10 protein-coding genes are annotated in these 12,704 nt (G+C 36.3%); all 10 read left to right on the forward strand.

All coding sequences use genetic code 11. The annotated features are described in order from the left end of the window. The first annotated feature begins 17 nt into the window (after nt 1–17). The 10 genes from Q9Q97_RS19395 (at nt 18) to Q9Q97_RS19440 (ending at nt 12,696) form a co-directional block, all read left to right on the forward strand. Entirely contained in the window at nt 18–1,541 is a 1,524-nt protein-coding gene (locus tag Q9Q97_RS19395; protein ID WP_306160136.1) for a RagB/SusD family nutrient uptake outer membrane protein, read from the forward strand. Nucleotides 1,542–1,840: 299 nt separating this feature from the next. Next, on the forward strand, nt 1,841–3,016 hold the full coding sequence (locus Q9Q97_RS19400; RefSeq protein ID WP_306160138.1) for a cellulase family glycosylhydrolase: 1,176 nt from the start codon (nt 1,841–1,843) through the stop codon (nt 3,014–3,016). 375 nt (nt 3,017–3,391) lie between these two features. Then, nucleotides 3,392–4,426 carry a glycoside hydrolase family 43 protein gene (locus tag Q9Q97_RS19405; RefSeq protein ID WP_306160140.1) on the forward strand — a complete coding sequence of 345 codons (1,035 nt, stop codon included), beginning with the start codon at nt 3,392–3,394 and terminating at the stop codon, nt 4,424–4,426. Nucleotides 4,427–5,009: 583 nt separating this feature from the next. Continuing rightward, nucleotides 5,010–6,818, forward strand: a complete 1,809-nt coding sequence (locus tag Q9Q97_RS19410; protein WP_306160142.1) for a glycoside hydrolase family 2 protein — start codon at nt 5,010–5,012, stop codon at nt 6,816–6,818. 367 nt (nt 6,819–7,185) lie between these two features. Beyond that, nucleotides 7,186–8,208 (forward strand): glycoside hydrolase family 43 protein, encoded by a 1,023-nt coding sequence (locus Q9Q97_RS19415; protein WP_306160144.1) that lies wholly within the window; start codon nt 7,186–7,188, stop codon nt 8,206–8,208. Nucleotides 8,209–8,249: 41 nt separating this feature from the next. Beyond that, complete coding sequence (locus Q9Q97_RS19420) at nt 8,250–9,428, forward strand: aldose epimerase family protein (protein ID WP_306160146.1); 1,179 nt, start codon at nt 8,250–8,252, stop codon at nt 9,426–9,428. 484 nt (nt 9,429–9,912) lie between these two features. Next, the gene (locus tag Q9Q97_RS19425) at nt 9,913–10,887 is read left to right on the forward strand and encodes a glycoside hydrolase family 43 protein (RefSeq protein WP_306160148.1); all 975 of its coding nucleotides are present in this window, start codon (nt 9,913–9,915) and stop codon (nt 10,885–10,887) included. Between the two features lie 152 nt (nt 10,888–11,039). Further along, the gene (locus Q9Q97_RS19430) at nt 11,040–11,561 is read left to right on the forward strand and encodes a helix-turn-helix domain-containing protein (protein WP_306160149.1); all 522 of its coding nucleotides are present in this window, start codon (nt 11,040–11,042) and stop codon (nt 11,559–11,561) included. Then, nucleotides 11,539–12,039 (forward strand): nucleotidyl transferase AbiEii/AbiGii toxin family protein, encoded by a 501-nt coding sequence (locus Q9Q97_RS19435; protein ID WP_306160151.1) that lies wholly within the window; start codon nt 11,539–11,541, stop codon nt 12,037–12,039. Before Q9Q97_RS19430 ends, Q9Q97_RS19435 begins: the two co-directional genes overlap by 23 nt. Nucleotides 12,040–12,282: 243 nt before the next feature. After that, complete coding sequence (locus Q9Q97_RS19440; protein WP_306160152.1) at nt 12,283–12,696, forward strand: 3-hydroxyacyl-ACP dehydratase FabZ family protein; 414 nt, start codon at nt 12,283–12,285, stop codon at nt 12,694–12,696. Nucleotides 12,697–12,704: the final 8 nt, after the last annotated feature.

Below are 12,704 nucleotides of genomic sequence, written 5' to 3' on the forward strand. Positions count from 1 at the left end.
TTAAATAAAACAGCGTAATGAAAAAAATAATCATAATAACAGCCGCTTTTCTAGGTCTTGTTTTTACCGCTTGTGAAAACGAATTGGATCTGAACAGCCCAAATGATATCACAGTTGACCAATATTGGAAAACGGAAAGTGATGCGCAAGCAGGTGTAAACTCGATTTATGCCATGTTTTACAAAGATGGATTGTGGGCACGATGGATGTATTTCCGTTTAGATCTTACTTCTGATGAAGGTTATAGCGTGAGCCCATGGACAGAATTGGCAGATTGGACGAGATTCAACTACATCAATTATAATTTTTGGGAAGGAAATGCCGTAACGTGGAGAGATACTTATAAGGCTATTTTTAGATGCAATCAGGTTTTAGCCAATGTTCCAAATATTACTTTTCAAAATGAAGACGATAAAAAGAAAGTTATAGCACAGGCTAAATTTTTCAGAGCCTTACACTATTACTATGCAGCAGTGATTTGGGAAGATGTTCCATTGGTTTTAGATCCGTCTACGCCAGCAGATTTGCCTCAGCAGAAAAAAGTAGCTGAAATCTGGGCTCAAGTGGAAAAAGATTTGAACGAAGCCTTTGAAGATCTACCAAGAGATTGGACCGCAGACCAGTTGGGAAGACCAGATAAAGGTGCGGCAAAAGCTTTTCTTGCAAAAACATATATGCAGCAACGCAAATGGCCAGAAGCTAAAACGGCTTTGGAATACTTGATTACAGGTGCTGGAGCTAAATATTCTTTGGTTTCTAATTACAGAGACAACTTTACAGATGTAAACGAAAACAACGGAGAATCTGTTTTTGAAATCCAATTTGGAGACCAAAGAAAAGGAGGGACAGACGAAGCGCAAAATGCAGCAGTTTCTAGCAATCGTTCTCAGTTTTTTGCGCCAAGAGGAATCGGCTGGTCAGACGGACAAGCGCGTTTGTGGTTGGTAAATGCTTTTAAAGAAGAAAAAAACAAAGACGGCAATCTGGATATCCGTTTAAGATGGACTTTATATTATCCGCAATTATTGGCCGACTTTGGCGACAAAACCTACGACAGAAACTGGGAATGGAACAATGACGAAGCTTGGTTTAGAAAAGGAAGCCGCGATTATTACAGAAACAATGAAGATTACTACAGTCAGGTAAACTACAGACTGGTTCGTTATGCTGATATTTTATTGCGCTACGCAGAAGTTTTAAACGAAACTGGAAATACAGCTGCGGCGTACCAATATGTAGATATGGTGAGAGCTCGTGTAAACATGAATACATTAGCGACGACACATCCTGAAATTGGAAACGATCACGATAAATTCTTAGAGCGTCTAAAAACAGAAAGAGTTCTAGAGTTGGCAGGAGAAAGTGTTCGCTGGGAAGATTTAAAACGTTGGGGAGATTTAGATACTCAAGCTGCTGTAGATAAAATTGCACTTCGTGATTCAGATTTTAAAAACTTTACAGTTGGTAAAAATCACAGAATGCCAATTCCGCAAAGCGATGTAGATAATAATCCAAATCTAGAACAGAATTCTGGATATTAATAATCTGATAGTGTGAAAATTTAAACACATAGAAACATAGATTTTATTTTACTGTTAAAGGAATTAGAAAAAAGCTCGCTTTTCACACATAGCTAAACTATGTGAATTCAACACAAAGAAATCTATGTGAATTAAAACAAAGTGAAACGCCTTTTTACAGACAAAGAAAAACTATGATTCTATGTGTTTAAAAAAAACACTCAGCAAATTAAAAGCTATTTATTAAGGAATCGGAAAATCACCAAATTCCGATTCCTTTAATCACCAAAGAACATATGTTCTAAAATAATAAACCTATAATGAGAAAAGTAAAATTGTATCTGACACTTGTGTTGGCAGGGCTCGCATTGCTTGGCTGCAACAACAAAAAAAGTAATCCCGAAGAAAAGAAAAGCGAAACTACTTCTGTAGAAAAAAGAGAAATCTGGACTAAAGATCAAGCCAATAAATGGTACGCAGAACAGCCTTGGTTAGTAGGGGCAAATTATTCTCCTAGCACAGCTATAAATCAGTTAGAGATGTGGCAGGAAGATACTTTTGATCCAAAAAGAATTGATCAGGAATTGGGCTGGGCAGAAAATTTGGGTATGAATGTAATGCGTGTGTATTTGCACGATTTATTGCATGAGCAAGATGCGGAAGGTCTTTACAAAAGAATGGATACTTTTTTAGGAATTGCAGATAAACACCACATTAAAACGCTTTTTGTATTGTTTGATTCTTGTTGGGATCCGTTTCCTGCATTAGGAAAACAGCGTGCTCCAAAACCGCATACACACAATTCAGGCTGGATGCAGAGTCCAGGGCAAAAAGCATTGCAGGATAAAACACAATATCCTCGTTTAGAGAAATATGTAAAAGAAACGGTAGCAAAATTCAAAGACGATAACCGTATTTTAGGTTGGGACGTTTGGAACGAACCAGATAATATGACGGGGCCATCTTACGAAAAAGTGGAAATTAAAAACAAAGCGGATTTGGTTTTGCCACTTTTAAAAGATGTTTTTGCTTGGGCGAGAGAAAGCAATCCGTCGCAGCCATTAACTTCTGGCGTTTGGGTTGGCGATTGGAGTGATGAAGCTAAAATGAAACCAATGCACAAAATGCAGATCGAGCAATCGGATATTGTTTCTTTTCATAATTATGACAAGCCACAGGATTTTGAAAGAGTTATCAAACAATTACAGCGTTACGGAAAACCATTAATCTGTACAGAATACATGGCAAGACCAAACGGAAGCACTTTTGAAGGATTCTTGCCAATTGCTAGAAAATACAATGTAGGCATGATCAACTGGGGATTTGTTGACGGAAAAACACAAACCAAATATGCTTGGGACAGCTGGACGAAAATATACACTGCAGAGCCAAAAGTATGGTTTCACGAAGTGCTTCATACAGACGGAACGCCATACATAAAAGCTGAAACGGATTTGATTAAGAAAATGACGGCAGAAGCGAATCCGAAGAAGTAGTTAGATAATGTGGCAATTTGATAATTAGATAATAAAAAAATGTGCCAATTAGAAAATTATTTACCCACTCCCGATGGCTATCGGGATAAAATGATTAAATGGATTTTTTTTCTCAAGCTATAAAAACATAGCCCAAGGTTTCAACCTTGGGTACGCAACGTAAACATAACGTGATTTACAATACGTTTTCCAAGGTTGAAACCTTGGGCTATGTTTGAAAAAAAGATAAAAACAATTAGATAATGTATGTGGCAATTAGAAAATGTGCCAATTAGATAATTAGATAATTTTCGGAATGCACTAATTGACTAATTTTCTAATTGCCACATTATCTAATTATCAAATTGACTAATTGGACATTAAAAAAACAAGCTTATGAAAACATTAAAAAACATATTTTTTCTAGCAACAATAGTGATCGGTTTTTCTGCGAATGCCCAGCAGCCAGATCCGCCGGGGCAGGTAAAAGGAAACGAAAAAGCTAAAAATGAAGCCTATTTGTTTGCGCATATGACGCACAGCGATTATGGCAGATTGTATTATTCGGTAAGTCTGGACGGACTTCATTGGCAAAACCTAAACAGCGGAAAACGCGTTTTTGAAGAATACAAAGGTCATCCTGATATTTGTAAAGGTCCAGACGGAAAATATTACATCGCAGGAAATACTGGAGACGACGCTAAAGCGATCAATATCTGGGTTTCTGATGATTTGATTACGTGGAAAAAACATGCTGATTATACGCCAGATTTAAAAAGCACACCAGACTATTCAAACGCTTTACAGCGAATTGGCGCTCCAAAACTATATTATGATGAACCTTCGGGAAAATTCATTATGACTTGGCACACACCGCATTTAGAAGGAACTAAGGAAGATGGCGAGCGTTATTGGGCGAGTCAGCGAACATTATATGTTTTGGCTAAAGATTTAAAAACATTCGAAGGAACACCAAAACGCTTATTCGATTGGGATATGGGAACCATTGATGTTTTTATTCGTAAAGTCGGCGATTCCTACTACGCCGTGATTAAAGACGAAACCTACCCAACTCTGTATTGGACAACTGGAAAAACCATCCGAATTGCCAAATCAAAATCCCTTTTAGGACCTTATTCTTTGCCCCAGCAATCTATTAGTCCGAACTTTAGAGAAGCACCAATGCTGATTCCTTCTCCAGATGATAAAATATGGTATATGTATTACGAACAATATCCAGGAGTTTCATACGGCTTATCAATCGCAGATAACCTAAACGGACCTTGGTATCAAGCCTCAGGCTACACTTTTTTCTCTGATTGGGACAAATACAGTCTCCCAGAAAAAGTACGCCACGGCTGTATGATTACAATTTCTAAAAAAGAATACGACAGTTTGGTTAAGAAATTTGGCTTGACTGAGAAAAAATAAAAGTTTTGAACCATATAAGTCATGTAAGTTCATATTAAAGTTTTTTAATTGGCATGATAAATAAAAAACTTATATGCTCTTGACATAGTTTCAAGCAGCAGCTTAAATTAAAATGAACTTATATGACTTATATGGTTCAAAAAAATAAAAGAATTGGTTAGTTAAGTTAGTTTAGTTCTGCAATTATCGGGCTTATGTGGAGATGAGCCCGGTAATTCATTTTAGATTAAAAAGCATCACAGTAAATATTTTGAACCATATAAGTTATATAAGTTCATTTAATTTTATTGAGGAAATGCTTTTAAAGCAACTTAAATGGAAGTTCATATTAAGTTTTTTTGCTTAAAAATCAAAACTTATATGCTCTTGACACAGTTTCAAACATCAGCTTAAACTAAAATGAACTTATATGACTTACATGGTTTAAAAAAAAAATATTTACCATATAAGTCATGTAAGTTCATATTAAAGTTTTTTAGTTGGCGTGACAAATGAAAACTTATATGCTCTTGCCACAGTTTCAAGCTACAGCATAAACTAAAATGAACTTATATAACTTATATGGTTAAAAAAAAATAAAAAGATGAAAAGAAAAAATATACTATTTGTAGCCTTGTTTTCTGTTTTTATTGCCAATGCGCAATGGAAAGCGCAAGGAGATAAAATCAAAACAAAATGGGCTTCGGAGGTTAATCCTGCGAAAGTGTTGCAAGAATATCCGCGTCCGATTATGGAGCGAAGCCAATGGAAAAACCTGAATGGTTTGTGGAATTACAGTATTCAGGAAGCAGGAAAAGCAGCGCCTTCAAAATATGACGGTCAGATTCTGGTTCCGTTCGCGGCAGAATCCAGTTTGTCTGGCGTAATGAAAGAAGTAGGAGCTAAAAATGAACTTTGGTATGAAACCCATTTTTCGATTGAATCAGGTTGGAATGGCAAAAACATTCTGCTTCATTTTGGTGCTGTAGATTGGAAAACAGAAGTTTTTATCAATGATGTAAAAGTCGGTTCGCATACTGGCGGATATACGCCTTTTTCGTTTGATATTACACCATTTATCAAAAAAGGAAGCAATCAGAAATTGGTTGTAAAAGTTTGGGATCCTTCAAACGATGGGCCTCAGCCAAGAGGAAAACAAGTTAAAAATCCAGAAGGAATCTGGTATACTCCAGTTACAGGAATTTGGCAGACGGTTTGGATCGAACCTGTAAATGCTAAAAACATTACTTCATTACAAATCACTCCCAATATTGATCAAAACACCATTAGCATAAAAGCAGCTGTTTCGGGAGCGGAAAAAGGTGATTTGGTAGAAATCACCGTTTTGGATAACGGAAAAGAAATCGCCAAACAAAAAGCGGTTATAGGCGAAAGCAATGACATTGTTTTGAATGCGCCAAAATTATGGTCGCCTGAGAATCCGTTTTTGTATCAGACTAAAATTCGCTTAATCAGCAAAAATAAAATCGTTGATGAGGTAAAGAGTTATTTCGCTATGCGTAAAATTTCATCCAAAAGAGATGAAAACGGGATTATGAGAATGCAGCTGAACAACAAAGATTATTTTCAATTCGGGCCTTTAGATCAAGGCTGGTGGCCAGACGGACTGTACACCGCGCCAACTGATGAAGCTTTGAAATACGATATCGTTAAAACGAAAGAATTAGGTTTTAATATGATTCGCAAACACGTAAAAGTAGAGCCGGAGCGCTGGTACACACACTGCGATCAGTTGGGAATTCTGGTTTGGCAAGATATGCCAAGCGGAGACGACCAGCCGATTTGGCAAAACAGAAAATATTTTGACGGAACAGAATTACAGCGTTCGCCAAAATCTGAAGAAATTTATAGAAAAGAATGGAAAGAGATCATGGATCATCTGTATTCTTATCCAAGTATCGTAGTTTGGGTTCCGTTTAACGAAGCTTGGGGACAATTTAAAACGGTTGAAATTACAGAATGGACTAAAAACCACGATCCAAGCCGATTAACGAATTCTGCAAGCGGTGGAAACCATTTTCAAACTGGCGATATTTTAGACCTGCACAATTACCCAGGACCAGAAATGTATCTGTATGATGCTAGAAGAGTAACCGTATTGGGAGAATATGGCGGAATTGGTCTTCCGTTGGAAGGACATTTGTGGAGAGCAAATGACAACTGGGGATACATCAAATTTAAAAATCAAGGGGAAGTTACCGCTGAATACATAAAGTACGCTGAAATGCTTCGAAAATACGTTAAAACAGGATTCTCGGCTGCGGTCTACACTCAAACAACAGATGTGGAAGGTGAAGTAAACGGTTTTATGACTTACGATAGAAAAGTCGATAAAATGGATTTTAAAGCCGTGAACAAGATTAATACAGAAGTTATTAATGCTTTGAATTAAAAATAATTTTTTGTTTCACGCAGATTTAAAAAGATTTAGCAGAAAAAAAATCTGCATGATTTGCTAAATCTGCGGGAGAAAAATTAAACACATAGATACATAGATTTTTAAAGCGTAAAAAAGAGTGTAGAAAGAAACTAGTTTCTAACACATAGTATTGAAGAACATAGCCCAAGTTTCAACCTTGGGTACGCAAGATTAGCGATTATACAATTGACAGCTTTGTCAAAGTTTTAAACTTTGACAAAGCTTACCGCAAAGGGTGGTCGCAACGCTATGTTAATTTTAAACAAGTGAAACGCCTTTTGCAGACAAAGAAAAGCTATGCCTCTATTTGTTAAAAAAAATCAAGCCAAAAAATATTAAAATGAAAAAACACCTAATCCTTCTGCTACTCACAACCCTGAGTTTTGCGCAGCAGAAAACCTTCACAAATCCAATTTTGCCATCGGGAGCAGATCCTTACAGCACATATTACAAAGGCTATTATTACTACACCAATACGCTTGGCAATAAATTGACTTTGTGGAAAACAAAAGACCTTTCAGATATCAAAAATGCAGAAAGCAAAGTCATTTGGACTCCGCCAAAGAACACTAATTATTCCGCTGAGATTTGGGCGCCGGAATTTCATATCATCAACGGAAAATGGTATTGCTATTTTGCTGCAGATAATGGCGATAACAACAATCACCGCATGTATGTTTTAGAAAATAAATCATCAGATCCGTTTAAAGGCAATTTTGAATTTAAAGGAAAAATAGCGGCTAAAACTGATAAATGGGCCATTGACGGAAATGTATTCGAGCATAAAAAACAATTGTACATGATTTGGGCAGGCTGGGAAGGAGATACCAACGGACAGCAGAACATTTACATTGCTAAAATGAAAAATCCGCTTGAAATTGATGGCGATCGCGTGATGATTTCTGCACCGACATACGATTGGGAAACTCACGGAGCATTGCACGATGAGGTAAATCCGCCGCAGGTAAATGTGAATGAAGGGCCTCAGTTTTTAGAAAGAAACGGCAAAATCTTTATTGTCTTTTCTGCCAGTGGATGTTGGACAGATTTCTATGCTTTAGGCTTATTATCGTTTAATGGCGATGATAATTTATTAGATCCAAAAGCATGGGTAAAAGCGCCAGAACCGATCTTTAAACAATCAGAAAAAAACAAAGTATATGCTCCAGGCCATAATTCCTTTTTTAAATCGCCTGACGGAAAAGAAGATTGGATTTTGTATCACGCCAATTCAAATCCGGGAGAGGGCTGTGGAAATAAAAGATCGCCGAGAATGCAGAAAATCAGCTGGGATGCCAACGGATTTCCAGTTTTGGGCGAACCAGTAAGCGAAGGAACTCGCTTGGGAATTCCTTCAAAATAATTAATCAGAGGATTGCTTCGTTCCTCGCAATGACATAAAAAATGAAAAATATCCAAATAGCTGCAGTTTTGTTGCTGACAGTTTTTCAGTTTAGCTGTAAAGACGGCAAAAAAGAAAATGAAATTTCAAAAGAAACTGTTGAAATCAAATCAGATTCGATAAAAACGGTTTTAGATGCTAAAAATTTTGATACGATTATCGATGGCAAAAAAGTCAGTTTGTATTGGATCGAAAATAAAGGCATAAAAGCTGCTTTCACCAATTATGGCGGGCGATTAGTAGGTTTATGGATTGCTGATAAAAATGGAAAACAAACCGATGTAGTAGTCGGAATGAATAGCGTAAAAGGCTTTAAAAACTCAACCGAACCTTATTTTGGCGCTACAATTGGAAGAGTAGGCAACAGAGTTGCATTAGGTAAATTTACGTTGGATGGAAAGCAATATCAGATTCCGCTAAACAATGGAAAAAATGCTTTGCATGGTGGTGTAAAAGGCTTTCAAGACGTAGTTTGGAATGCAGAAAAGACAGATGGAAAGACTTTGGTTTTTACTTATGTTTCTCCAGATGGGGAACAAGGTTTCCCCGGAAACCTGAATGTAAAAGTGACGTATACGCTTACAGAGGACAAAACCGTAAAAATGGAATATGAAGCGACAACAGATAAAACTACCATTGTAAACCTGACCAATCACGCTTTTTTCAATTTGAATGGAGAAGGAAGCGGAACAATTTTAAATCACGAATTACAGATTTACGCAGATCAATTTACGCCAGTTGACGAAGGTTTGATTCCGACGGGAGAATTAAAAGCGGTAAAAAATACTCCGTTTGATTTTAAATCAAAACATACCATTGGAGAAAAAATCGAAACGAAAGACGAACAGCTGAAATTTGGAAAAGGTTATGACCATAATTACGTGCTGAATGCCAATAAAAAAGACGGTTTTGTTCATGCTGCAACGATAAAAGGCGATATTTCAGGTATTACTTTAGATATTTACACAGAAGAACCTGGATTACAGTTTTATAGTGGAAATTTTATGCAGAGTAAAAATGTCTTTAAGTCAGGTGCTAAGGATGATTTTAGAACTGCTTTTGCTTTAGAAACACAGCACTTTCCAGATGCTCCAAATCAGCCGAAATTTGCTTCGATTGATTTGAAACCGGGAGCGAAATATCATACGGTTTCTTTGTATAAGTTTTCTGTTTCGATGTAGAGGCGCACTGTAGTGCGTCTAACGCAGCGATTAATTTTACCGCAGAGTTCGCTAAGGATTACGCAAAGATTCGCAAAGTTTTTTGTTTAATGAAGGTCGCAAAGACAATGTCGAGGCGTACTGCAGTGGTTTCCGCAAAGATTTTTGTTTATTGAAGGTTATGTAGAAGCGCACCGCAATGCGTCTCACGCAAAGTAAATCCGCAAATGTAATTGTAGAAATAAATTGCCTTTTAGATCGCAAAAAAATGAAAGAATAGGAGCGTGCAGATTGTCAATTTTTGAAGAAACAAAATCAGATTTTTATCAAAGAGAATACGGAAATAGTTTTCCGAATTTCATAAAACAATTTCTGCTATAATTACGAGCAAAAATCAACTGAAAAGGGTAAAAAAATCGCTATAGTTTTTATCTATATTGAAAACTTAACTATTTAATTGTTAGTAATTAAAATAATTTTAATTCAATTAAAAAATTAACTTAAAATGAAAAAATATTTTAGCATTATAAGTCTGCTGTTTTTCTTTGTTTGCTGTTCGCAAGAGAAAGAAAATGACAAAAAAAAGGCTTCAAAAGTCAGCTCAATCTTGTTGGCGGATCCGACCATTTTTTATGAAAATGGAGTTTATTATTTGTACGGAACCACAACTGGAAATTTTCCTAACGGAGAAGGATTTCAAGTTTACACTTCGACTGATCTTAAAAAATGGAAAGGTCCAGTTGGAGCGCAAAATGGTTTGGCTTTAAAAAAAGGCGATGCTTTTGGAACGAAAGGCTTTTGGGCGCCTCAGATTTTTAAATTCAATGGAAAATATCAAATTATTTATACGGCTGACGAAAATATCGCGATTGCAAGTAGTGATAGTCCGTTGGGGCCATTTAAAAACGATTCTAAGGCTCCAATGTTTAATTCGGGCAAACAGATCGATCCGTTTGTTTTTGTTGATCAGAATGGTAAAAAATACCTTTATCACGTGCGTTTGACTAATGGGAACCGAATTTTCGTTGCAGAACTAAAAGATGATTTGTCTGGAATAAAAGAAGAAACGCTAAAAGAATGCATTTCTGGCGTGCTTCCTTGGGAGAATACGCAAAACGTGCCTTGGCCAGTAACAGAAGGCCCAACAGTTTTAAAACATGGCGATTTGTATTACCTGATTTATTCGGCAAACGATTTTAGAAATCCCGACTATGCTGTTGGCTATGCAACGGCAAAAAGTCCGTATGGGCCTTGGGAAAAAGCTGCGGATAGTCCGATAATCAGCCGTAAGGATGTTGGAATAAATGGAATTGGGCACGGAGATGTTTTTTATGATAAAAATGGAAAAATGAAATATGTCCTGCACACGCATTACAGCAATAGTGGGGTTTCCCCGAGAAAAGCAGGAATCATTGACATTGATTTTGAAGGAAATAAAATCAAAGCGAATGCTAAAAGTTTTGTCTTGCTAAAAGAGTGAAACTTGTGATTTTAGAGTTTGGTAACGTGAAAAGAGATGCTTCGGTGTCTCTTTTTTTTGTAATTAATAATTCGTTGATTTGTAAAGTTTTGGGGTTATATTGTTAGTGAATCTTTAATTTGAGTGTAAACAAATTTGTTTATATTTGTACTATGGAAAAAAAGTTTGAAAAATATAAAGGAATCCATCCAGGAGCTGTTCTTAAGCGTGAATTAGATAAACGCAATCTGGCACAGCGCCCATTTGCGCAATCTGTTGGTGAATACCCGCAGACACTCAACGCTATTATTCAGGGCAGACGAAATTTAACTACCAGTACGGCACTTAAAATAGAAAATGCTCTTCATCTTGAAGAGGGAACACTAATGATTCTTCAGGTATATTTTGATATTGAAAAAGAAAAGAAGAAACAGACAGTTTTGCATTATTATCCTAATGTAAAAGTTTTAAGAAAAAGTTTGTTTTGGGATACAGATATTAATAAAATAGAATGGACAAAGCAGTCTAATGCTGTTATCAAAAGGGTTTTTGAGAGAGGAAATATTAGCGAGAAAAAAGAAATGGTTAGGTTTTATGGTGCTTCCAAAATAAGACCAGTGCTGGATAAAATGATGGGTGAAAAAGAAGTTCGAAATACTAAAATGAAAAAGGATGATTCATTGGGAGACAGTTAATGATTTGCTTAAAGAGAGTCTTCTACAGTTAATGAAGGCTGAAGAATTCAAAGATTTCCGTTTGGTAGGCGGAACCGCGCTGAGTCTTCATAGAGGTCATAGGATGTCTATCGATATTGACCTTTTTACAGATGAAGACTACGGATCTGTAGATTTTGAATCAATTGAAAAGTATCTATTTAAAAACTTTGGTTATGTAGATCCAGGTTTTGGAGGTATTGTCGGAATGGGAAAATCATTTGTTATAGGAACTGACAAGGAGAATACTATCAAACTTGATGTTTATTACAGTAATGACAAGTTTATTTATAACCCTATCTTAACAAATGGAATAAGACTGGCGACCGTAGAAGATATTATTGCAATGAAACTTGATGTTGTTTTATATGGAGGTAGGAAGAAAGATTTTTGGGATCTTCACGAATTGTTGCCAGATTACACGATTTCAAATATGATTACACTGCATAAACAACTGTGAATTTACTCACGATGAAGTAGCTATTTTAAGTAATTTTGTTGATTTTGGTTCTGCAGATGAAGATTTAGATCCTATATGTCTTAAAAACAAATACTGGGAATTTATTAAAGAAGATATTGAGGAAGCGGTTAAAAGAGAGAATTTATAAAATTGGACAATGCTTAATAATTTTTAAACAGAGATATAATTTAAAACGTTGCTTATTTCGGGTCAGATTCGTACATTGTTGCAAATTACAGAAACATGACTAAAAAAATAGAAGATTTAATTCCGCATAGAGCTCCGTTTCTCTTTGTTGATGAAATTATTTCTTACACAACGGAATCAATCATTGGTTTAAAGACATTTACAGAAAAAGATGCCTGGCTTCAGGGCAGTTTTCCAGATTTTAATTTTGTGCCTGGAACTATTTTAATCGAAGCAATGGCGCAGTGTGGCGGTGCTGGAATTAAACTTTTAGGAATCGCAGATGGTGTTTTTGGGTTAGTGAGTATGGATAATGTGGAGTTTTTTGGTGGTGTGGAGTTTAATAAACTGGTTAAATTTGTCGTGAAAAACATTCGCACAAGCGAAAAAATAATCAAACAATCTGGCGAGGCTTTTGATGAAGATAGGCTGATTATGAAGGGGGAATGGATGTGTGTGAAGCTTCAGTAAGAGTCAAG

Origin of the sequence: Flavobacterium sp. DG2-3 (genome assembly GCF_030730925.1) — a bacterium.
Classification (GTDB): Bacteria; Bacteroidota; Bacteroidia; order Flavobacteriales; family Flavobacteriaceae; genus Flavobacterium.